The 21,847-nt window shown below is 41.0% G+C and carries 24 protein-coding genes; 16 read left to right on the forward strand and 8 right to left on the reverse strand.

Translation table 11 applies throughout. The features are described 5' to 3' along the window. Positions 1-17 precede the first annotated feature (17 nt). A complete protein-coding gene (locus tag BPOF4_RS03465) occupies positions 18-1,397 on the reverse strand; it encodes a sodium-dependent transporter (protein WP_012957673.1) in 1,380 nt (459 codons plus the stop codon). 202 nt (positions 1,398-1,599) lie between these two features. Between BPOF4_RS03465 and iadA the strand changes: the two genes are divergently transcribed. The 11 genes from iadA to BPOF4_RS21915 all read left to right on the forward strand — a co-directional run bounded on the left by iadA (position 1,600) and on the right by BPOF4_RS21915 (position 13,935). Next, positions 1,600-2,766, forward strand: a complete 1,167-nt coding sequence (gene iadA / locus BPOF4_RS03470) for a beta-aspartyl-peptidase (RefSeq protein ID WP_012957674.1) — start codon at positions 1,600-1,602, stop codon at positions 2,764-2,766. A gap of 286 nt (positions 2,767-3,052) precedes the next feature. Further along, positions 3,053-4,198, forward strand: coding sequence for an acyl-CoA dehydrogenase (locus BPOF4_RS03475; protein ID WP_012957675.1), 1,146 nt, complete (start codon positions 3,053-3,055; stop codon positions 4,196-4,198). Positions 4,199-4,246: 48 nt separating this feature from the next. Beyond that, positions 4,247-5,893 (forward strand): AMP-binding protein, encoded by a 1,647-nt coding sequence (locus BPOF4_RS03480; RefSeq protein ID WP_012957676.1) that lies wholly within the window; start codon positions 4,247-4,249, stop codon positions 5,891-5,893. Positions 5,894-5,961: 68 nt separating this feature from the next. Beyond that, entirely contained in the window at positions 5,962-7,323 is a 1,362-nt protein-coding gene (locus tag BPOF4_RS03485; RefSeq protein WP_012957677.1) for an acetyl-CoA carboxylase biotin carboxylase subunit, read from the forward strand. After that, a complete protein-coding gene (locus tag BPOF4_RS03490) occupies positions 7,320-7,532 on the forward strand; it encodes an acetyl-CoA carboxylase biotin carboxyl carrier protein subunit (protein WP_012957678.1) in 213 nt (70 codons plus the stop codon). Before BPOF4_RS03485 ends, BPOF4_RS03490 begins: the two co-directional genes overlap by 4 nt. A gap of 99 nt (positions 7,533-7,631) precedes the next feature. Beyond that, positions 7,632-8,546 (forward strand): hydroxymethylglutaryl-CoA lyase, encoded by a 915-nt coding sequence (locus BPOF4_RS03495; protein ID WP_012957679.1) that lies wholly within the window; start codon positions 7,632-7,634, stop codon positions 8,544-8,546. Next, on the forward strand, positions 8,546-9,328 hold the full coding sequence (locus BPOF4_RS03500) for an enoyl-CoA hydratase (protein WP_012957680.1): 783 nt from the start codon (positions 8,546-8,548) through the stop codon (positions 9,326-9,328). The genes BPOF4_RS03495 and BPOF4_RS03500 overlap by 1 nt, the downstream gene beginning before the upstream one ends. Before the next feature lie 11 nt (positions 9,329-9,339). Then, entirely contained in the window at positions 9,340-10,869 is a 1,530-nt protein-coding gene (locus BPOF4_RS03505) for an acyl-CoA carboxylase subunit beta (protein ID WP_012957681.1), read from the forward strand. 440 nt (positions 10,870-11,309) lie between these two features. Continuing rightward, positions 11,310-13,259 (forward strand): AMP-binding protein, encoded by a 1,950-nt coding sequence (locus BPOF4_RS03510; protein WP_012957683.1) that lies wholly within the window; start codon positions 11,310-11,312, stop codon positions 13,257-13,259. Between the two features lie 145 nt (positions 13,260-13,404). After that, positions 13,405-13,608, forward strand: coding sequence for an alpha/beta-type small acid-soluble spore protein (locus BPOF4_RS03515; protein ID WP_012957684.1), 204 nt, complete (start codon positions 13,405-13,407; stop codon positions 13,606-13,608). Positions 13,609-13,671: 63 nt separating this feature from the next. Further along, positions 13,672-13,935 carry a hypothetical protein gene (locus BPOF4_RS21915; protein ID WP_148229490.1) on the forward strand — a complete coding sequence of 88 codons (264 nt, stop codon included), beginning with the start codon at positions 13,672-13,674 and terminating at the stop codon, positions 13,933-13,935. A gap of 42 nt (positions 13,936-13,977) precedes the next feature. On the opposite strand, the gene BPOF4_RS03520 is transcribed toward BPOF4_RS21915, so the two are convergent. The 5 genes from BPOF4_RS03520 to BPOF4_RS03540 all read right to left on the reverse strand — a co-directional run bounded on the left by BPOF4_RS03520 (position 13,978) and on the right by BPOF4_RS03540 (position 17,232). After that, complete coding sequence (locus BPOF4_RS03520; protein WP_012957685.1) at positions 13,978-15,078, reverse strand: ABC transporter ATP-binding protein; 1,101 nt, start codon at positions 15,076-15,078, stop codon at positions 13,978-13,980. Between the two features lie 107 nt (positions 15,079-15,185). Beyond that, complete coding sequence (locus BPOF4_RS03525; RefSeq protein WP_012957686.1) at positions 15,186-16,076, reverse strand: PucR family transcriptional regulator; 891 nt, start codon at positions 16,074-16,076, stop codon at positions 15,186-15,188. A 127-nt stretch (positions 16,077-16,203) separates the two neighbouring features. Beyond that, positions 16,204-16,425: a hypothetical protein gene (locus tag BPOF4_RS03530; protein ID WP_012957687.1), complete on the reverse strand. Its 222-nt coding sequence runs from the start codon at positions 16,423-16,425 to the stop codon at positions 16,204-16,206. 52 nt (positions 16,426-16,477) lie between these two features. Continuing rightward, entirely contained in the window at positions 16,478-16,693 is a 216-nt protein-coding gene (locus BPOF4_RS03535; RefSeq protein ID WP_012957688.1) for a YheE family protein, read from the reverse strand. Between the two features lie 71 nt (positions 16,694-16,764). After that, a complete protein-coding gene (locus BPOF4_RS03540) occupies positions 16,765-17,232 on the reverse strand; it encodes a hypothetical protein (protein WP_012957689.1) in 468 nt (155 codons plus the stop codon). A gap of 173 nt (positions 17,233-17,405) precedes the next feature. Here BPOF4_RS03540 and BPOF4_RS03545 point away from each other — a divergent pair, with 173 nt between their 5' ends. Both BPOF4_RS03545 and BPOF4_RS03550 read left to right on the forward strand, forming a co-directional pair. After that, positions 17,406-18,545 carry a DUF445 domain-containing protein gene (locus tag BPOF4_RS03545; RefSeq protein WP_012957690.1) on the forward strand — a complete coding sequence of 380 codons (1,140 nt, stop codon included), beginning with the start codon at positions 17,406-17,408 and terminating at the stop codon, positions 18,543-18,545. Between the two features lie 110 nt (positions 18,546-18,655). Further along, positions 18,656-19,012, forward strand: a complete 357-nt coding sequence (locus tag BPOF4_RS03550; RefSeq protein WP_012957691.1) for a YlbF/YmcA family competence regulator — start codon at positions 18,656-18,658, stop codon at positions 19,010-19,012. Positions 19,013-19,058: 46 nt separating this feature from the next. On the opposite strand, the gene BPOF4_RS03555 is transcribed toward BPOF4_RS03550, so the two are convergent. Continuing rightward, entirely contained in the window at positions 19,059-19,256 is a 198-nt protein-coding gene (locus BPOF4_RS03555) for a hypothetical protein (protein WP_012957692.1), read from the reverse strand. A 176-nt stretch (positions 19,257-19,432) separates the two neighbouring features. On the opposite strand from BPOF4_RS03555, the gene BPOF4_RS03560 reads away from it, so the two are divergent. Continuing rightward, on the forward strand, positions 19,433-20,278 hold the full coding sequence (locus tag BPOF4_RS03560) for a Cof-type HAD-IIB family hydrolase (RefSeq protein WP_012957693.1): 846 nt from the start codon (positions 19,433-19,435) through the stop codon (positions 20,276-20,278). A 66-nt stretch (positions 20,279-20,344) separates the two neighbouring features. On the opposite strand, the gene BPOF4_RS03565 is transcribed toward BPOF4_RS03560, so the two are convergent. Further along, entirely contained in the window at positions 20,345-20,527 is a 183-nt protein-coding gene (locus tag BPOF4_RS03565) for a YhzD family protein (protein WP_012957694.1), read from the reverse strand. Between the two features lie 168 nt (positions 20,528-20,695). Between BPOF4_RS03565 and BPOF4_RS03570 the strand changes: the two genes are divergently transcribed. Further along, positions 20,696-21,427, forward strand: a complete 732-nt coding sequence (locus BPOF4_RS03570) for a hypothetical protein (RefSeq protein WP_012957695.1) — start codon at positions 20,696-20,698, stop codon at positions 21,425-21,427. A gap of 30 nt (positions 21,428-21,457) precedes the next feature. Continuing rightward, positions 21,458-21,835: a GntR family transcriptional regulator gene (locus BPOF4_RS03575; protein ID WP_012957696.1), complete on the forward strand. Its 378-nt coding sequence runs from the start codon at positions 21,458-21,460 to the stop codon at positions 21,833-21,835. Positions 21,836-21,847: the final 12 nt, after the last annotated feature.

Here is a 21,847-nt window from a genome sequence, read left to right on the forward strand (position 1 = left end):
CACGGTTTTTAACGTAATTACCTGAAAAGATTAAGAATGAGATCTAATAATCCAATTGAACTTAGGAAAATGATGAAGATGGCAACCGGTGCAAAATAACGTAATAAGAATAACCACGCATTTCCAAGCCACGTATCACCGAAGTCAGAATCAGATAATGCATCTGCTTTCTTAAAACCCCACCCCATAAATAAAGCAATCATTAAACCGCCTAATGGAAGCAAAATATTTGATGCGATAAAGTCGATTGAATCAAGAATATCACGACCACCAATAATCGCTACATTAGATAAAATGCCTTGACCAAGAGAAGAAGGGATACCTAGTAAGAAGATAATTCCCCCGATAACTAGAGCTGCCTTTCTACGTGACCAAGAGAAACGGCGAATAAAATAAGCAACCGCTACTTCTAATAACGATACAGCTGAAGAAAGAGCAGCTGCTGCTAATAAGAAGAAGAATAATAGACCGAATAACCAGCCCATTGAAATACTGTCAAATACATCAGGCATAATCATGAATACAAGACCAGGGCCACTTGCTGGCTCAATTCCAAATGCAAAAACAGCAGGGAAGATCATAATTCCAGCTACAATCGCAAATAACGTATCAAGACCTGCAACACTCGCTGCAGCACCAGGCAGTCGTTCTTTATTAGATAAATAACTACCATACGTAATTAGGGCACCCATACCTAGACTTAATGAGAAAAAGGCTTGTCCAAGGGCTGCTAGATAAATGTTCGGATCGGTTAGAGCGCTCCAATCAGGACTGAAAAGAAACGCTAGGCCTTCTCTAGCTCCTCCAAGAGTTAAACCATAAGCAGAAAGACCAATTAATAATACACCTAATAATGGCATTAAAATTTTGTTTGAACGTTCAATCCCTTTTTTAACTCCAACATATACAATGGCAATGGTCGCAGCCATAAAGAGGAATTGCCATAACAGCGGATGATATGGATTAGTAATAAAGTCAACAAAAAATCCTTCATAACCGCCTTCAGGAGCAGTCCACAGGTTTCCTGTCAGATAATTGACGAAATAGTAAGAAATCCACCCGGCGATAACTCCGTAAAAGGATAGAATCATAAATGCAGCAGCTACTCCCATCAGTCCGGCAATCTTCCATGGCTTCCCTGGAGCAAGCTTTTCAAATGAACCGACTGCATCACTTTTCGCTTTACGTCCAATTGTAAACTCCGCCATTACAATTGGAATCCCGATTAATAAAATACAAGCTAGGTAAATGAGCAAGAATGCTGCACCACCATTTTCTCCTGTAACATAGGCAAAGCGCCATACGTTACCTAAACCTACTGCTGACCCCATCGCAGCTAAAATAAATCCTAGCCGCGAGGCCCATTGCTCACGACCCACATCTTCCTTTAGCGACACAACGTATTCCTCCTTTAATACAGTAAAATAATTTCGTGAACTTACTATAGCATAAAAGCTTCTCTGTGAATAGGGAATTTTCTGACTTTTTAGGTATTTGTCCTCTAATTTTTAAAAAAGTATGTAATTCATAAATGGTTATTCATAATTTTCATATAATGATATCTTTTTGTTATACTTAAAATCAAGGATGGTGGTAGAAATGTTAACATTGATTAAAAACGGAGATGTATTTACACCTGATTACATAGGAAAAAAGGATGTCCTCATCGGAGGAGGTGAAATTCTAGCAATTGATGAAAATATAACACTTGCAGGCACTGTAGGTGTTGAGATGATTAATGCTCAAGGGATGCATGTAGTGCCTGGCTTTATTGACAGCCATGTTCATATTATTGGCGGGGGTGGAGAAGGGGGATTTAATACAAGAACACCTGAATTAACGTTAACAGAGGCGACGAAAGCCGGAGTGACAACCATTGTGGGAGTATTAGGTACAGACGGCTTCACTCGTACAATGCCGGATTTGATTGCTAAAGCAAAAGCCTTAACGGAAGAAGGAATCACCTGCTATGTGCATACAGGATCGTATCATGTTCCCATTCAGCCTGTAACAGGAAGAATTGAGACTGATCTTATGTTGATTCAAGAAATTATTGGAGTAGGAGAAGTGGCGATTTCTGATCACCGGTCTGCACAGCCAGAGCTTAACGAGTTAAAAAGGCTTGCGGCAGAAGCTAGAGTCGGAGGCATGCTCTCTGGAAAGGGAGGGATCGTAAATGTTCACATCGGCGACGGCGCAGATAAGCTTTCTTTATTAGAAGAGATTGCAAGGACTACAGAGATTCCAATCACTCAATTCTTACCTACGCATATTAATAGAAATAAAGATTTGCTCCAAGCCGGGATTATCTATGCGAGTAATGGAGGACGCATTGATTTAACAACAAGCAACTTGCCTCATGAGGGCGAATCTGACTTGAAATGCAGTAAAGCGTTTAAGAAAATCCTCTCTCGCGGCGTAGATCTTTCTCTTGTTACATTCACCTCAGATGCTCAAGGGAGTCTGCCTAGATTCAATGACAAAGGGGAGTTTACCGGACTTGGAATTGGCGAGATCCGTTCTCTTTATGATGAAGTGCGTGCATCAGTTTTAGAAGAAGGCATCCCGCTTGAGCAAGCTCTTCAAGTAGTCACACGTAATGTCGCAAAGGCTCTTAAACTAAAAGGAAAAGGTGAGCTTGCAATTCAGAATGATGCGGATATTGTTCTGCTTGATAAACAAGACTTATCAATTGATACCGTTATTGCTAAAGGACAGCTCATGATTTCCCATAAAGAAACGATCGTAAAAGGTACGTTTGAATAATTTATTTAGTTGAATGCACTCTTAACGTTCACGCTGGTAAGTTAGAGCCTTATCAGCTAAATGTCCTATTTTACAAATGGAATTCATAAAAATTTGAATTGATCATACATTTTTTGTATAATAGATAAGGAAAGAGTACATAGAGAAAGGAGTGCACTTTAAAAACCGACTGGTTAGTATAAAAGTCGACATATTTTTTGAATGCGCTTTCATTTATATGTTTTATTTACTTAAATTCTGAACAACCGCTCAGAATATTCTTATTTCATACCTAGGAGGAAATGCGATGAACTTTGATTTAACGAAAGAACAGAAAATGATTCGTGATATGGTTAGAGATTTCGCACAAAATGAAATTGCACCAGGTGCTGAGGAAAGAGATGCAAGTGCTGAGTTTCCAGAGGACATTTTTAAGAAAATTGGAGAACTTGGACTTTTAGGCATTCCATTCCCAGAAGAATATGGCGGATCAGGCGGAGATACGGTTTCTTATGCATTAGCTGTAGAAGAAATTGGACGTGCATGCGGAGGGACCGGTTTAAGTTACGCTGCAGCTGTATCTCTAGGAGCGAGTCCTCTTTATTATTTCGGAACAGAGGAACAGAAAAAGGAATATCTTACGCCTCTGGCACAAGGACAGTCCCTAGGTTCGTTTGGGTTAACAGAACCTAATGCGGGTTCTGATGCAGGAGGTACACAAACAAAAGCTGTTCTTGACGGTGATGAGTATGTGATTAATGGCGAGAAGTGCTGGATCACGAATGCGAGTTATGCAAGAACCGTGATTGTAACAGCTGTAACAGGAAAAGACGAGAGAGGGAAGAACATTACCTCAGCTCTTATTGTCCCAACAGATGCGCCTGGATTCACGATTAATAGCAATTACGAAAAGATGGGTGTTCGCGCTTCTAATACATGTGAACTAGTTTTAGAGGATGTCAGAGTGCCGAAGGAGAATTTATTAGGTGACCCTCAAGGCGGGTTTAAACAATTTCTTTATACATTAGATGGCGGCCGTATTTCCATTGCAGCTCTTGGGGTAGGTATTGCACAAGCAGCATTTGAGCGTGCACTCGCTTATTCAAAAGAACGAAAGCAATTTGGAAAGACGATATCTAGCTTCCAAGCGATTCAATTTAAGCTTGCTGATATGGCCATGGAAATTGAATTGGCGCGAAACATGGTGATGAAGGCTGCATGGTTAAAGGATCAAAATCGTGCTTTTGGGAAAGAGGCTGCGTTTGCTAAGCTTTATGCGTCTGAAACAGCTACACGTACTGCTAATCAGGCGATTCAAATTCACGGCGGATATGGTTATATGCGTGAATATGAAGTAGAGCGTATGCTGCGTGATGCAAAATTACTTGAAATTGGGGAAGGGACATCTGAGATTCAACGACTCGTTATTTCAAGACAGCTAGGTTGCCGCTAACAAGATTGACGTATAGGCTCATCCACTTAAAACATAAGGGGGATTATTATGTCAGATATTCAAGTACCTATCGGAAAACTGTTAGAAGATGTAGCAAAAAGGCAACCAGATCATGAAGCGGTAGTTTATTCTGACCGAGGGTTAAGGTATACGTATCAACAATTTGATGAAGAATGTCGCAAAGCTGCAAAAGGGCTGATGGCACTCGGAATTGAACGCGGGGAGCATGTAGCGATCTGGTCTACTAATAAACCAGAATGGCTCACAAGTCAATTTGCTACAGGAAAAATGGGAGCTGTATTAGTTACCGTTAACACAAATTATCGTACCTCTGAGCTTGAGTACTTACTGAAACAATCTGATGCAACGACCCTTATTTTAATGGATCAATTCCGTGATGCATCCTATATAGAGATGCTTTATGAAATTGTACCTGAACTAAAGCTTGCTGAGCGTGGAAACTTGCAATCTAGCAAACTTCCAAAATTAAAAAATATTATCTTCTTAGGCGAAGAGGCTTATCCTGATATGTATACATGGGGAGAGTTAATTGAGTTAGGCAAAAAGGTAACAGATGCAGAGCTTGATGCCCGTATGGACAGCCTGGATAAAGATGATGTGATTAACATGCAGTATACCTCTGGTACAACTGGGTTTCCAAAAGGGGTTATGCTGACGCATTATAATCTAGCTAATAATGCAGTTAATATTGCCGGCTGCATGAATTTAACGAATAAAGATCGCTTATGTATTCCAGTCCCTTTCTTCCATTGTTTTGGCTGTGTACTTGGGACATTGGCATGTGTTTCTGTCGGTGCTACGATGGTGCCTGTGGAAGAATTCAGTCCAAAGGCTGTGCTTGAAGCCGTATCAAAAGAAAAGTGTACGGGGCTTCACGGGGTGCCAACGATGTTCATCGGCGAATTAAATGATCCTGATTTTGACACATATGACCTGTCTAGCTTACGTACAGGTATTATGGCCGGATCTAATTGCCCAATTGAAGTAATGAAAGCGGTTGTGGATAAAATGGGTGCCAGTGAGATTACGATTGCGTATGGCCAAACAGAATCATCTCCAGTTATTACACAAACTCGCGTTGATGATCCATTAATGCTCCGCGTAGAATCAGTTGGCCGTGCTCTTCCTAATGTAGAAGTGAAGATTGTGGAACCAGGAACGAATGATGAGGTCCCTCGCGGCGTTCAAGGTGAGTTATGCACACGCGGTTATCATGTCATGAAAGGATATTACAAAAATCCTGAAGCGACTAAAGCAGCAATCACTGAAGATGGCTGGTTACATACGGGTGATTTAGCTGTAATGGATGAAAATGGTTATTGCCGTATTACGGGCAGATTAAAAGATATGATCATACGCGGAGGAGAAAATATCTATCCGCGTGAAATTGAAGAATTTCTTTATCAACATCCAAAAGTGCTGGATGTTCAAGTCGTAGGGATACCTGATGAGAAATACGGTGAAGAAGTCTCTGCTTGGATTAAATTAAAAGAAGGAGAATCGACAACAGCTGACGAATTACGTAAAGACTGCATGGGTAAGATTGCAGCTTATAAAATTCCTCGCTATATCGCATTTGTCGATGAATATCCGATGACGGCATCAGGCAAAATCCAAAAATTTAAATTAAGACAGCAAGCAGAAGAGACGTTCAGCCGAGTGACCAATGAATAGATTGTAAGCGTTATCAAAATTGGTCGGATGATGTCGAATGTCATCCGGCCGCCCAATGAGGTGAGAAGATGTTTACGAAAATATTAATTGCAAATAGAGGCGAAATTGCTGCGCGCGTCATACGAACATGCCAGCGCATTGGTGTTAAAACAGTGGCTATTTACTCTGAAGCCGATGAGAATGCTTTGCACGTCAACTTAGCAGACGAAGCCTATCTAGTAGGTAAGCCGAGAGTAAATGAGAGTTATCTCCAAGTAGAAAAGATTATAGAAGTGGCGAAAAAGAGCGGAGCAGAAGCTGTCCACCCAGGATACGGTCTCCTATCAGAAAACAGTGAGTTTGCTAAACGGTGTGTAGAGGAAGGACTTGTTTTTATTGGACCTTCTCCTGAAGTCATCGCGAAGATGGGAAGCAAGATCGAAGCAAGAAAAGCAATGGAAGCAGCCGGTGTGCCTGTTGTACCTGGAATTGAACATGCTTTAAGAGATGTGGATGAAGCTGTAGAGGTAGCAAATAACATCGGATATCCTGTCATGCTAAAAGCGTCTGCTGGCGGCGGAGGAATCGGGATGCAGATTGTTCGAAATGAGGAAGAATGCCGCAAAGCATTTGCAGGCAACCAAACGAGAGCTCAATCGTTCTTTGGGGACGGTGCGATGTTTGTTGAGAAGTATATTGCAAACCCGCGCCATATTGAAATTCAAGTATTAGCCGACCAAAAAGGTAACACAGTTTATATTTGGGAGCGTGACTGTTCGGTTCAACGACGTCACCAAAAAGTTGTAGAGGAAGCCCCTTCCCCGTTTTTAGATGAAGAAACACGCAGACAAATGGGGGAAATGGCTGTGACAGCTGCTAAGGCGATTGGTTATGCCAATGCTGGTACAATTGAATGCCTTGTAGATGAAAATAAAGAGTTTTATTTCTTAGAAATGAATACAAGACTGCAAGTGGAGCATCCGGTCACAGAAGAGATTTCAGGACTTGACTTGGTGGAATGGCAGTTAAAGGTTGCTTACGGAGAAGAACTTGATTTCACTCAAGAGGAAGTGAAACTAGAGGGACACGCAATTGAGGTCCGCATTTATGCTGAAGATCCGAAAACTTTCTTCCCATCACCAGGAACAATTAAAGAGATTAACCTGCCAGAAGCACCGTATATCCGCCATGAATGTCCGGTGAGCGCTGGTTCAGTAGTGACTCCTTTTTATGATCCGATGATTGCAAAGCTTGTCGTGAAAGCTGATACAAGGGATGAGGCGATTGAGAGACTTCAAGCAGCTCTTGAAGAATACTCAATTGAAGGCATTAAGACGAATATTTCTATGTTAAAAGAAGTGATCGCTCACCCAGTATTTAAGCGCGGGGAAGCGACTACAGCATTTGTGGAAGAAAATTTACAACCAGCCCAAGGAGGAAAACGATCATGACGAAAGTAACAACGAATATGGCAGGGAATGTATGGAAGATGTTAGTGAAAGAAGGCGACAAAGTAGAAGAAGGCCAAGATGTAGCGATTTTAGAATCAATGAAAATGGAGATTCCTGTAGCTAGTGAAGCATCTGGGACAGTGACCGTCATTCACAAGCCTGAAGGAGAATTTGTGGATGAAGGTGAAGTTCTGCTTGAGCTTGAATAAACAAACCTAGGTTAGCTGAAGCATTAGGCTTCAGCTTCCTCCATATTGGAATAAACTCAAAGTGATAAATGAAACAGCATTCGATAAAGGAGGATTTATGTGCTTCAGGATAAAGTATTGATACGTGAAGTTGGACCAAGGGACGGTCTTCAAAATGAAAAGCAGATGATTCGAACAGAGGACAAAGTAGCGTGGATTAATCAGTTATCCAAAACAGGTCTTTCTTATATTGAAGTGACGTCATTTGTAAATCCGAAATGGATCCCTGCATTAGCAGACTGCCTGGATGTAGCAAAGCAAATTGAACGTGAGCCTGGTGTGACATATGCAGCGCTTGTGCCTAATCAAAGGGGCTTAGAAGGGGCGCTCGAAGCTGATATTGATGAAGTCAGTGTATTTATGTCAGCGAGTGATACCCATAACAGAAAAAATATTAATAAATCAATGGATGCGACATTCCCTGTCTTAAAAGAAGTGGTACAACAAGCAAAGAGTGCAGGGAAGTCAGTAAGGGGCTATGTATCCACTGTTTTTGGCTGTCCTTATGAAGGCAAGGTTTCTATTGATCAAGTAGTACATACTTCAGAAAAATTAATGGAAATGGGCATTGATGAACTGTCGCTTGGAGATACGATTGGTGTCGCGACGCCTAATCAAATCGAAGAAGTGCTGCTCGCTTTGAAAGGCATTATTCCTATTGAAAGGCTGGCCCTTCATGTCCATGATACGAGGGGAACCGCACTCGCTAATGTGTATCAAGCCTATCAACTAGGAGTTCGCCGTTTTGACGGGGCAGCAGGCGGGTTAGGCGGATGTCCGTATGCCCCGGGAGCTGCGGGAAATGTGGCGACTGAAGATATGCTTTATTTGTTTAACGGACTCGGTGTAGAGACAGGGGTTTCGCTCGAACAGTTAGTAGATAGTGCAGAGTTTATTCATAAAAAAGTAGGCCGCCCTTTGCCTAGTCATAATCTCCAAGCTAGACTTGCGAGCGATTGTAAGGAGGGTGTGTAATGGACTCACTCGTTTTACTTGAAAAGAATGAAGAGGGCGTTGCGCTTCTGACACTAAACCGTCCTAACGCTGCAAATGCTCTTTCAGTAGACATGTTAAAGCAATTTCATGCGCATTTGGATGAATTGGCATTTGATGAGAAGGTACGAGTGGTTGTGATCACTGGTGCAGGAGAAAAAGTCTTCTGTGCAGGGGCTGACCTAAAAGAACGTGCTGGAATGAACCCAACCGAAGTAAAGCGGACGGTTACACTCATTCGCACCCTGATGGATAAAGTAGAAGCACTGCCGCAGCCGACGATTGCAGCCATGAATGGGGGCGCATTTGGCGGCGGACTTGAGCTCGCATTAAGCTGTGATATCCGTATCGCTAAAACAGGCGCCTTATATGGTTTAACAGAAACAGCTTTAGCGATTATTCCCGGAGCGGGAGGAACGCAGCGTCTGCCAAGGCTGATTGGTATTGGGAAAGCAAAAGAACTGATCTACAGCGCAGCTCGAATTGATGCAGATGAGGCGAAGCAAATTGGCCTTGTCGAAAGAGTCGAGGAGGCAGATACACTTTTAAGAAGTGCTTATGAGCTTGCCGGTAAGATGGCTTCAAATGGACCAATCGCGCTAAGACAGGCTAAGCGTGCCATCCAGGCTGGAATGCAGGTAGATCTTGCAACAGGACTTGAGATTGAGAAGTTAGCTTATGAACAAACCATCCCAACAAAAGACCGGCTTGAAGGTCTGCAAGCGTTTAAAGAAAAGCGCAAACCGAACTACAGAGGAGAATAGGAGGCGTTTAGATGTCATTTGAACAAGTATTACAAGAACGTGTTGAGAAGATCAAAAAGGGTGGGGCTGAGAAATACCACGCAAGCAATGCGGAAAAGGGTAAATTATTTGTACGAGAGCGTCTTGAGCAATTATTCGATGAAGGAGTAGAACTTGAAGATGGCTTATTTGCTAATTGCCAAGCAGAAGGTCTGCCGGCAGATGGGGTTGTAACAGCAATAGGCAAGATTCATGGACAAACGGTTTGTGTGATGGCTAACGATTCAACGATTAAAGCAGGGTCTTGGGGAGCAAGAACGGTTGAGAAGATTATTCGCATTCAAGAAACGGCTGAAAAATTGAATGTACCGATGCTTTATTTAGTAGACTCAGCCGGAGCGCGTATTACAGATCAAGTAGAAATGTTCCCAGGCCGCAGAGGAGCAGGGCGAATTTTCTATAATCAGGTGAAACTATCTGGGCGTGTGCCGCAAATTTGCTTATTATTCGGACCTTCGGCTGCTGGCGGTGCGTACATTCCTGCATTTTGTGACATTGTCATTATGGTAGACGGCAATGCCTCAATGTATCTAGGTTCTCCGCGAATGGCTGAGATGGTCATTGGGGAGAAAGTATCACTTGAGGAGATGGGCGGAGCGAAAATGCATTGCTCGGTTTCTGGGTGTGGAGATGTACTTGCAAAATCAGAAGAAGAAGCGATCTCTATGGCTCGTGAATACTTGTCCTACTTCCCAGCAAATTATGGTGAACTGCCTCCTGAGACCACACCAGCGACGCCAAAAGAGTTTGAAAAAAGTATTGATGAAATCATTCCTAAAAATCAAAACGCGCCATTTAATATGCATGATTTAATTGAGCGTGTAATTGATGAAGGCTCTTTCTTTGAAATTAAAAAGCTTTTCGCACCGGAGCTCATCACGGGGCTTGCACGTATGGACGGGAAACCTGTAGGAATTATTGCCAATCAGCCGCGTGCCAAAGGCGGGGTGTTATTCCACGATTCTGCTGATAAAGCTGCAAAATTCATCAACTTATGTGATGCCTATCATATCCCGCTCGTTTTCTTAGCGGATATTCCAGGCTTTATGATCGGAACGAAGGTAGAGCGAGCTGGTATTATTCGCCACGGCGCTAAAATGATTTCTGCAATGTCAGAAGCAACGGTGCCAAAGATCTCGATTATTGTGAGAAAAGCATACGGTGCAGGTCTTTATGCGATGGCTGGCCCTGCATTTGAACCAGATTGCTGCTTAGCCTTGCCTAACGCTCAAATTGCTGTAATGGGACCAGAGGCGGCTGTTAATGCAGTATATGCTAAGAAAATCTCAGAGCTTCCAGAAGAGGAAAGACCAGCATTTGTTGAAGAGAAGCGGAATGAATATAAGGAAAATATTGATGTGTATCGCTTAGCTTCTGAAATGGTCATTGATGGCATCGTTCAAGGCAACGACCTGCGTAAAGAGCTCGTGACACGTCTTGAAGCCTACCGTACAAAGGAATTAGACTTCACACACCGCAAGCACCCAGTTTACCCAGTATAACTTGTAACAGGAAGAGACTTGGGGTTATCGTGTGTTAACAAATGAGAAATAAAGATGAATCATGTATATGGCGTCTGTTGACTTTTTATTTTACGCATTGGGAGGACTCACTTTTGCTTTTTGCTATGGAGAACTGACAATGAGACTCTTGATAGAAGCACTCAATTTCCTCCTCGCTCCGTTGATTGGAGCGGAAGGCAATCGACTCCTGCGGGATGTGCGTGGCCCCACAGGAGCAAAGCAACGAGGAGGCTCCCGGACCGCCCGCGGAAAGCGATTGCCTGCAGCGGATATCAACAACTAGTAAAAGCGGGATACCTTTAGTTGTCTTTTTCTAGCATGATTCAGCAGCGGCTTATATGCTCTTTCTATCATTTAGTTCTCAATTCATACCACACTTTTATTCTGGTCTCTTTTTCAAAATGTGAGGGGGAAAAACGATGAGTGAGACTGTCTGGCATCCAACGAAAGAATATATTGAGTCAACACGACTTTATCAATGGATGAACAAATTAGGATACAGCGATTATGATACGTTTTTCAATAAAACGGTTGAAGACGTAGCATGGTTTTGGCATGAAGCAGAAAAAGAATTAGAAATTCCTTGGTATGAGCCCTATACCAAATCATTGAATGATGCAAACGGCATAGAATGGCCGATTTGGTTTGAAGAAGGTACCTTAAATGCATCTCATCTCTCCATTGGAAAATGGGCAGAAGATCCTTCCATGAAAGATAAAAAAGCGCTTGTTTGGGAAGGCGAAGACGGGGCAGTTAGAACCTTTACATATATAGAAATGCAAGAGGAAGTGGACCGTGTAGCAGGAGGCTTCCGCAAGCTGGGCCTGAAAAAGGGCGATGTTGTTGGAATCTATATGCCTATGCTGCCAGAAACGGTGATTGCGATGATGGCTGCTTCAAAGATTGGTGCAGTGTTCGCCCCGGTATTTTCAGGCTATGGCGCAGAAGCAGTGGCAACTAGGCTTAATGCGGGAGAGGCTAAAGCTCTTATTACAGCAGATGGATTTTTAAGACGTGGGAAGACTGTAATGATGAAGGAAGAAGCTGACCGTGCAGCTGACTTATCTCCCACAGTGGAAAAAGTGATCGTCATCAGCCGTCTGAATGCCGATACTCCGTGGAATGATGAACGGGATGTTGATTGGCAGGAAATGCGTAACTCTGAGAAATATGAGCAGACAGAACGGATGGACAGCCAAGAACCTCTTATGCTTTTATATACGTCAGGGACAACCGGTAAGCCAAAAGGGGCAGTGCATACACATAGCGGCTTCCCGATTAAAGCGGCATTTGACGCTGGAATTGGGATGGATGTAAAAAGAGAAGATGTTCTTTTCTGGTATACCGATATGGGCTGGATGATGGGGCCTTTTCTTGTTTACGGTGGTTTAGTTAATGGAGCAACAATTCTGTTATATGAAGGCACACCTGATTTCCCAAATCCCGACCGTATATGGGAACTTGTGGCGAAGCATAACGTCAGCCATCTTGGTATTTCACCTACGTTAATACGATCTTTAATGACGCAAGGCGATGAGTGGGTCAATAAGCATTCCTTAGATACACTGCGGGTAGTAGGATCAACAGGTGAACCGTGGAATCCTGAGCCGTGGATGTGGCTTTTTCAGAATGTCGGAAAAAAACAAATTCCTATTTTTAATTATTCTGGCGGCACAGAAATTGCCGGTGGGATCTTGGGGAATGTACTCGTCAGACCAATAGGACCAATCACTTTTAACTCCCCGTTACCCGGAATGGCAGCAGATGTATTTGACCCAACCGGAAAGCCTGTTGAAAATGAAGTAGGCGAACTCGTAATTAAAAAGCCGTGGGTAGGGATGACAAAGGGATTCTGGGGTGACTCGGAACGTTATTTAAACACCTACTGGAGCCGATTCGAGCAAACGTGGGTACACGGAGACTGGGTGATTAAAGATACGGAGGGGCAATGGACGATTACCGGCAGATCGGATGATATTTTAAATGTTGCCGGCAAACGCTTAGGTCCTGCTGAAGTAGAATCAGTCCTTGTCGGCCATGAGGCAGTGAAGGAAGCAGGTACAATCGGAATTCCTGATGAAGTAAAAGGAGAAGCTGCGATATGCTTTGCTGTTCTAAACCAATCTCAAGAACCTAGTGAGGCACTAAAAAAAGAATTGTTAAGTCTAGTTGCTGAAAAGCTAGGAAAGGCGCTTAAGCCAAAAAATTTATACTTTGTCAGTGACCTGCCGAAAACAAGAAATGCAAAAGTAATGCGCAGGGCAATTAAGGCCGCTTATTTAGGATTAGAAACAGGAGATTTATCTGCTCTAGAGAATCCTCAAGTTTTACGCGAAATTGAGCAGGTAAAAGAAAATGTAAATTTATAAAAAAAGCAGATAAGACAATCGTCTTATCTGCTTTTTTACTTGGACAAGCTTTTCCCTCTAATTACCAATAAAATTATTTACATTCTTGTACATAAGCAGCAGGAAAAAAACCAAACTAGGAGTACACAAGGAGGAGGTGAGACACATGGCTAACAACAACAGCTCAAATCAACTTGTAGTACCTGGCGTACAACAAGCACTTGATCAAATGAAATATGAAATCGCTTCTGAGTTTGGTGTACAATTAGGACCTGATGCTACAGCTCGTGCTAACGGATCTGTAGGTGGTGAAATCACTAAGCGTTTAGTTCAAATGGCTGAACAACAAATGGGTGGTTACCAAAAGTAATTAAATATAATGGCTTAAGAGGTGGGTTCGCTCACCTCTTATTTATTGGAAGGGCGGGTTCTAATGAGCATGTGTCCGGCATGTAATGGCCTTACTACACTTCAAATCACATGTGAATATTGTGGACAAAATGTAACCATTTATGGTCGCACCTCCGATTATCAAGATGATTATAGTGCTTATGAGGAGTATGATGTAACAAGCGCTCAATCCATTCAACCTCAATCAACTCAAACCAAGAGCGAAGGCTGCATGCATTATGTAGGGTGTGAAAATTGCCGAACAACATACACTTATTCATTTAAAGAAGTTGACTACAGCACGTAAGAAGCGACTTATCTCGTATTGAGAAAGCCGCTTCTATTTGTTTTATGGACGGATACGTAATTCAGTTTCTGCATCAAAGAAGTGAGATTTATTCATATCAAAGGCAAGATCTAGTGACTGACCGCCTTCTATATCTGTTCGCGAATCAATTCTAGCAACAAATGCTTGGCCATTAACAGAAGAATAAAGAACGGTTTCTGCACCTGTCAGCTCGGCTACATCAATTTCAGCCGTTAATTTTGTTTCTGGTGATGATTCGATAAACAGAAGTTCATCATGAATATCTTCTGGACGAATGCCTAAAATAATCTCTTTGTTCATGTATCCTTTATCACGAAGAACAGACAACTTACCAGCTGGTACTTTAACGGTTACATCACCAACTTTAAAGTAATCGCCTTCAATTTTTCCAGTGATAAAGTTCATCGAAGGAGAACCAATAAATCCACCAACGAAAACATTCTCTGGGTTATCATATACGTCTTTAGGTGTACCTACTTGCTGAATAAATCCATCTTTCATAATAACAATGCGAGTAGCCATCGTCATCGCTTCTGTTTGGTCGTGTGTTACGTAAATCGTTGTTGTTTGCAAACGCTTGTGTAGTTTAGTGATCTCAGCACGCATTTGTACACGTAATTTCGCATCTAAGTTTGATAATGGCTCATCCATTAAGAATACTTGAGGATCACGAACGATTGCACGACCCAGGGCAACACGTTGACGCTGACCACCAGACATTGCTTTTGGTTTACGATCTAACATCGCTTCAAGGCCTAGAATTTTTGCTGCATCTCTCACGCGACGATCAATTTCATCTTTTTTAAATTTACGAAGCTTTAAACCGAAAGCCATATTTTCGTATACATTCATATGTGGGTATAGAGCGTAGTTTTGGAATACCATCGCAATATCACGATCTTTTGGTGCTACATCATTAACGCGGCGGTCGCCGATGTATAAATCACCTTTTGAGATATCCTCAAGTCCTGCAATCATACGTAATGTCGTTGATTTACCACAACCAGATGGCCCAACAAAAACAATAAACTCTTTATCTTTAATATCAAGATTAAAGTCAGTTACTGCAGTCACATCACCATCATAAATTTTATATATGTTTTTTAATTGAATATCTGCCATTTTAAATCCCCCTCATGTGTTCGTGCTGTTATTGTAACCCCTTTCACGCAAGCAGAGCTATGGTCAGTGTGCACAAGCTTTCAGTCATCGTTTGTGCACATTGACGATTAATCGTGTTGATAATGAAGGAGAAGCATATAGACGAGAGCTGCATCTGAGAATTGTTTTATATCAATACCAGTCCGATCCACAAATTTATCAATCCGGTATTGCAAACTATTTCTGTGCATATGTAAGGCTTTCGCTGCTTGTGTAGTATTAAGATTATGGCTGAAGTACGTCCCAACCGTTGTAAGCAGCTCCTTATCATTAAGCAGTTCCACAGAAATCAAGCGTTGGATGATACGATCCATTTCCTTGCCGGTTGAATTCCTCATTAAATACAAAAGCAGCACCTCTTGTTCTTTATAGACGTGTTTAGGGTGGCTTTTAGATAGAAGGTATTGAAATAACTCATGTTGATATAAGAAGGACTCCCTAGAATTCTCGACTGTGGATTCAATCCCAATCAAGGTATATAAATCAAGATAAAAATCCATTGAGATCGCTTCAGCAAAGCTCTCTATATCCATCTCATCCCCGTATCCATCTAATGACTCTAATACAACGACTCCATATTGTTGATGCACCCAGACTATCGTTATTACATGCGGAAATGCCTCCTGCCAGGTAGAGCTAAGGGCTTCGTAATCATCAATTGATTCGCTTAAATGAAAATGAATAAGCCGGACAGGCCTCTCTACGTTTGGCTGTCTCACATCTGAATCAAGCAGCCACGCCCGCCATTCTTTGTCTGTATATGTGACGGCTTTTGGGGTGTGCTGATACTCTTTATAAAAATACGTTAATAATGCTGTCTCTTTTTCATTTAACTGATCCCGCCAAAAACCAAGAAGGGAAGCTGAATCATCAATCAGCCATAAAACTTCTGGGTGTGGAGGAGTGATATGGGCTGGAACAATGGCTTTTTCAAATAATCGTTTGATTTTTTCATTCACAGTTACTAAGCACCTCTCATGTACACTGTTTTTACAGAGTATAACAAACAATGGAGAATGACAGAAACAAATCTGACAAAACAAAAAATCCTTCTGCAATAAAACGAGAAGGATTTAATACATGTTGCTATTTATTTTCATTTGGTCGATCTTCTCTTTCAAGATCTCTTGCTTCTTCAATGGTACCTGCGTGATGTTCATTAACGACACCGCCGCCAAGCCCCTCATTAATCATCCGATCGATATCCATAAAAAACTCGTCTCTTCCTTCATTAGATGAACCATTAGATGAACCATTAGATGAACCAGTAGAAGAACTATACTTGTTTTCCTGTTTCTTATCTGACATCGCTCATCCCTCCTTTATCTATAGGATGGATGATTGCGAATAAATCTATGCATTAATGCTCTTCGTATACATGATATAACATCAAGTCATGAACTTTTGGTTCAAGCTCCTTTTTCTTGTCCTCAGTTGGCACTGGATGATTCCAATCAATTGAGCCATCCTTATGGTACGTCCCAGTTAAGTACGATCCCGCGTGAAAAAAAGAAAAGGCCCATTCTCTACGTACTAAATTATTTCGAAGTTCCTTCCATTGAAAATGAGAAATCAATTTGCTGCCCCCTAACATGTTGCATATAGTGAAACGTTTACATTCACTATACCATGTCAGAGAGTGTTGTGTTAGGCTTCCTTTTCCGAAATATCATCCGAATGCCAATGCCCGCCTCCAAACCATAAGTAAACCTGACCATCAGATTCGTGGATATAGGTAAAACAAACAAGTCCTGATTGTAAGGCCATCTTGATTCCAGCTTCGTCATTGTATTTGATTTTTTTGTACATCACACCGAGATCCTGCATAGATGATTCTATAAGGCTTCTTTGTATATGAGTGTGTTTATACTTTGGAGCAAGTAAAACTGCTGAGAGTTTGGTTCCAAAATTAACGACTACGGAACAAGCAATGATTTTCCCTTCCCAAAGAGCAATTTTAATGGAATTCCCAGCTTCTTCGATATGGTGTTTCTTTAGATGAAATACATATGAGTGGATTGGCTGCTTAGGTGCCTTGTCATACCGTTTTGTAAAACGTATGAGCGGACGCCGGTACTTTTCCCAATTATGATAATTTATGGTGATGATCTTCAACGCACTTCCTCCTTTTCTGTTGAATAAAAAGAAAGCCACAAAAAGAAAAATCATAAAAAGAAAGCAACGATTTTAGCTTCCGAATAATATCTTGAACTAGCGTATGGAGAGCGTGATATCGTATACTATGTGATATGCGCCTATATGGTGATTGATAGAAAGGGTGACAGCTGTTGGATACAGCATGGTTTATTGGATTTATGGTAGTCATAGGAGCCGTTATTGGCGGTGCAACAAATTCACTTGCTATTAAAATGTTATTTAGACCTTATACTGAAAAAAGAATTGGGAAGTGGAGAGTTCCTTTTACTCCAGGACTCATTCCGAAACGCCACCAAGAGCTAGCGATACAGCTTGGCCACATGGTTGTACATTATTTACTTACAGCAGAAGGATTAGGTAAGAAACTAAAGAGTGCAGTGTTTATGAAAGCGATGAATGACTGGTTATCGACGGAATTGTTGAAGCTGCTTAGAAGTGAACTAACGATAGGAGAGCTTCTAGAAGATAAACTTGGTGTGAAAGAGCCGAAACAGACACTTCTTCAAAAAACGGAAGGCTTGATTGAAAAAAGCTATGATCGTTTCTTTCAAGAGAACCGTTATAAGCAGATCGGTGAGGTGCTTCCAAGAGGTGTTAATGAAAAAATTGACCATAGTGTACCTGTGATTGCGGCCTTCTTGTTAGAGAGAGGACAAGCTCTTTTCAGCAGTGAAGAAGGCAAGGAGCGTCTAAGCAAGATGATTGACCGTTTCCTTTTAAATAAGGGGACATTAGGAAATATGATTTCAATGTTTCTTGGCAATGAGAGGCTCGTTGATAAGCTCCAGCCTGAACTAATGAAGTTTATGCGAGATGATGGTACAAAGAGAATGGTTGAAGAAATTTTAGAAAAAGAGTGGGCAAAACTAAAGCAAAAAGATGTTGCACTCATAGAGGATCAACTAAACAAAGAAGATATAGTTGAGTATATGACGACCGCTTTAGAGAAAAATGTCACGTTTTATCAATGGGTAGACCAGCCGCTTTGTGACTGGAGTGAACCATTTGAAGACATGTTAGTTATCAATTGGGTGCCAAAGCTTGTCGATGCTGTTTCTGATTTATTAGCCCTTCACCTTGAAGGACTGTTAGAAAAGCTGAATTTAGAGGATATCGTTCGTGAGCAGGTTGAGGCATTCTCTGTAGAACGTTTAGAGGAACTGGTATTAACGATCTCTAAACGGGAATTTAAAATGATTACCTATCTTGGGGCTTTGCTAGGGGGGATGATTGGATTTATTCAGGGTTTATTAGTTTTATTCATCGGGTAAAGAGTAAAGAGTGTGACTATAAATATTGTTTAAATTCACCCTTGAAGGATGAATTGTCTGTTTAGACATGTTATAGTCGTAAAGACTATTTTTTTAGGAGGACGTTATAAATGTCAAATGTATACGATAAGGCTCATGAACTAAAGAAAGCAATTGCTGAAAGTGAAGAATTCTCTGCATTAAAATCAATGCACGAAGAAATTGAAGCAGATGAGATTGCTAAAAAAATGCTAGAGAACTTCCGTAACCTGCAGCTTGAGCTTCAACAAAAGCAAATGCAAGGTATTCAAATTACGGAAGAAGAAGCTCAAAAAGCTCAACAGCAATTTGAACTTGTTCAACAACATGAGTTAATCTCGAAATTAATGGAAGCTGAACAACGTCTAAGCGTTATCATTGGTGATATCAACAAAATCATCACAGAGCCTCTTGAAGAGATCTATGGTAACCCAGAAGGTCAACAATAATTTGATAAATGTACAAAAAGTCACGAGGATCATTCTCGTGACTTTTTTATTGAGGATTATTCTTTTTTAGTTTTTTACCAATCAAAACAGCCATGTGCAGAACAAATCCAGCAAATATCCCCACACTAGCTGCCCCTAGAAGACCCATAACCATTTCTCCCGCTGTGCTTCCTGCTAATTGAAGACTGGTTAACAGCATAAAAACAGCAGGTACGACCAAATAAAACTGTACAAATGATTTCATATGAACTCCCTTTTTCTATTAAGATGAACGTTATCTACAAAAGAGTATAACGAAAGCAACGAGATCCGTCTATTTAGTTTTGGTTCTATTCAAATAGTGTGTGACATACAGTCTAGAGAACAGACAGGCAGACCGAAATGGGACGTGTCGTCGTAAAGAAAAAGGGGGAAAGCATCATGACGTACCGATTACTAGCCCTAAATATTGATGGAACATTGATTGGTTCAAATGAGAAGATCTCAAAGCAAACGAAAGAGGCTATTGAGTATGTGAAGAAAAAAGGGGTGTATGTCACCTTAGTGACTTCAAGACCTCACCTTTCCGCAAAACGATTGGCAAAATCTTTAAAGATTGATAACTATTTAGTAACAAACAATGGCGCCTTTGTTGCGAATGACGCAGAAGATCCTTTATACGTAAAACGAATTGATGTAAACAAAACCTTGCAGCTCGTTGAAGTATTAGAGCAGTATGATTGTCATATTCGTGTTCTTCACGAAAGCTTCTCTATTGGAAATAAGGTGCGGCAGAAAAATCAGTTGATCGCAAAGATGACGATTGGTGTAGGTGACCCATTATTTTACCCTGTGACGTTTGTAGATTCTGTTTATGATCGTTTACTGCAAGAAGCGATTGCTCCTCCTAAAGTACAGGTTCAGTTCTTTGATGAAGAAGAACTGAACTCCGCTTTAAACCAAGTGAAAGAAATGATTAAAGGGGTAAATGCTGTTTCCATTCAAGATGGTAAAGTAGAGTTTGTAGCAGAGGGAGTCTCAAAGCTTCATGGGTTACAAAAAGTAGGGCAAGAGCTTGGTATTTCCCTGCAAGAAATGGTTGCTGTCGGCCTTGAAGAGGATGATATACCAATGATTAGTCAAGTAGGATTAGGGGTAGCTATGGGGAATGCCAGTGAAGAAGTAAAGAAGGCAGCCGGTTGGATCACGCGCTCGAATCATCAAAACGGGGTTTCTTACATGATTCGAGAAGTGTTTAGAAAGCAGCTGCGTGTTCAAGTGGAATAAAACAACTCATAGTACTTCCACATCAATAATAAATAAGAGCTGTCCCAAATGGGGCAGCTCTTTCGTTTACACATGAAATAACAATAACTTACCAGCACGTGTAAGGCGGTGAGTATGATTTGTATAGTTGTTTTCCTCTAACTTTTTCTTTCCAATCTCTTGTGCGGCATCATCATCCGCAGCTTCAATTCGTTCCTCAAAAACCATTTCGCCATTAGGTTCATAAACGGTTAGAAAATACTCATTCATTATTATTTCCCCCTAAACTATTGTAAGAATAGTTTAAATTCAAACGCTTACATAAGCAAGTATAAAATATTTTTGGTAATTATTGTTTTTGCTGTTGCAATAATTGGAAGGTGGTCATATACTGTGTATATAGATATACACACCAATACACTTTGAGAGGTGAAGCTCATGTCAGAGAATCAATTAATTAAGAAAATTATTTTATTCGAGTTAAAGAATACACCATTCATTAAGTATCTATGGATGGTTGCTGCAATGGGTTTAATTGTTTTTTTAGGGAGTCAATTTATTAATGAAGTAAGCGGGGGCGGGCGGTTCCCTATAATTTATGACTTTCTATTTTTTAGTGCATTGTCGCTTGCGTACACGGTAAGATACAAACCATTCAACATTCAAGATATAAAAGGCGGGTTATACGCTAGTTCTTTTTTTATCTTACTTAAACAAACACCTATTGCTGATCGAGTTATTATGAAAAGCAGATTTATCATGAGTGCAATTTATATTCTGACGTTTAACACTATTGTATTTGTGCTGTTCTATGTGTTCTCAAATAATATCAAAGAAGTATTATCAGTTTCTGAGGCAATAATTCTCGGTCTAAGCTGGCTTGCCATCAGCTATGTGTGGGGGGGATTATATGCAGCAGGTGAACCAGGTGGAAGATATTCACCTGTGGCTTTAGTCATATGGAGTGTCGTTTATATTGCAGTACTTTTTGTACTACTAACTGGATTTAACTTGCTAGCAGGAGCCCCGTATATTATTTGGTCTATCAATATTGTACAAACAAACCCTATGTTACTCTTAGGTATTTCATTTTTGTTTATGATCATAGCTACAGCCACGTGGATTTACTCTTATAGATACTATGAAAATAAAACTAGTTATCACCTATAAAAGGGTCGTCTGTTGAAAGGAGGTCTTTGATTGAAATTACCAATAAGCGTCCAAGAAGGCTCGCGCACCCCGATCTATCATCAAATAGAAGAACAGATTAAAGCACTCATTGTTTCAGGGCATGTAAGTGCAGGTACACCGCTGCCTTCTATTCGAGCGTTATCAAAAGATCTTGCTTGCAGTGTCATTACCACAAGAAGAGCATATCAAAATCTTGAGCAGCAGGGTTATATAAAAACCAGCCAAGGCAGAGGAACATTTGTAGCTGAAATTGATGAACGATCTAAGAAAGAAGCTAAAACAGAAGCTGTGTATGACACATTAAAAAAAGCAGTAGAAGTAGGGCGTCGGCATAGTTATACCGATGATGAACTCAGAAAATTATTTGAAGAAGCTCTAATGGAATAGATCGATTACAGG

It is taken from the genome of Alkalihalophilus pseudofirmus OF4, assembly GCF_000005825.2.
In the GTDB taxonomy this organism is placed as follows: domain Bacteria; phylum Bacillota; class Bacilli; order Bacillales; family Bacillaceae_D; genus Alkalihalophilus; species Alkalihalophilus pseudofirmus.

Excerpts from the sequence above, each read along its gene's own strand:
- BPOF4_RS03565 (WP_012957694.1), bottom strand. The coding sequence starts at position 20,527 with ATGAATGAGTATTTTCTAACCGTTTATGAACCTAATGGCGAAATGGTT.
- BPOF4_RS03490 (WP_012957678.1), top strand. The coding sequence starts at position 7,320 with ATGACGAAAGTAACAACGAATATGGCAGGGAATGTATGGAAGATGTTA.
- BPOF4_RS03505 (WP_012957681.1), top strand. The coding sequence starts at position 9,340 with ATGTCATTTGAACAAGTATTACAAGAACGTGTTGAGAAGATCAAAAAG.
- BPOF4_RS03520 (WP_012957685.1), bottom strand. The coding sequence starts at position 15,078 with ATGGCAGATATTCAATTAAAAAACATATATAAAATTTATGATGGTGAT.
- BPOF4_RS03475 (WP_012957675.1), top strand. The coding sequence starts at position 3,053 with ATGAACTTTGATTTAACGAAAGAACAGAAAATGATTCGTGATATGGTT.
- BPOF4_RS03570 (WP_012957695.1), top strand. The coding sequence starts at position 20,696 with ATGTCAGAGAATCAATTAATTAAGAAAATTATTTTATTCGAGTTAAAG.
- BPOF4_RS03500 (WP_012957680.1), top strand. The coding sequence starts at position 8,546 with ATGGACTCACTCGTTTTACTTGAAAAGAATGAAGAGGGCGTTGCGCTT.
- BPOF4_RS03510 (WP_012957683.1), top strand. The coding sequence starts at position 11,310 with ATGAGTGAGACTGTCTGGCATCCAACGAAAGAATATATTGAGTCAACA.
- BPOF4_RS03560 (WP_012957693.1), top strand. The coding sequence starts at position 19,433 with ATGACGTACCGATTACTAGCCCTAAATATTGATGGAACATTGATTGGT.
- BPOF4_RS03550 (WP_012957691.1), top strand. The coding sequence starts at position 18,656 with ATGTCAAATGTATACGATAAGGCTCATGAACTAAAGAAAGCAATTGCT.
- BPOF4_RS03480 (WP_012957676.1), top strand. The coding sequence starts at position 4,247 with ATGTCAGATATTCAAGTACCTATCGGAAAACTGTTAGAAGATGTAGCA.
- iadA (WP_012957674.1), top strand. The coding sequence starts at position 1,600 with ATGTTAACATTGATTAAAAACGGAGATGTATTTACACCTGATTACATA.
- BPOF4_RS21915 (WP_148229490.1), top strand. The coding sequence starts at position 13,672 with ATGAGCATGTGTCCGGCATGTAATGGCCTTACTACACTTCAAATCACA.
- BPOF4_RS03515 (WP_012957684.1), top strand. The coding sequence starts at position 13,405 with ATGGCTAACAACAACAGCTCAAATCAACTTGTAGTACCTGGCGTACAA.
- BPOF4_RS03530 (WP_012957687.1), bottom strand. The coding sequence starts at position 16,425 with ATGTCAGATAAGAAACAGGAAAACAAGTATAGTTCTTCTACTGGTTCA.
- BPOF4_RS03485 (WP_012957677.1), top strand. The coding sequence starts at position 5,962 with ATGTTTACGAAAATATTAATTGCAAATAGAGGCGAAATTGCTGCGCGC.
- BPOF4_RS03555 (WP_012957692.1), bottom strand. The coding sequence starts at position 19,256 with ATGAAATCATTTGTACAGTTTTATTTGGTCGTACCTGCTGTTTTTATG.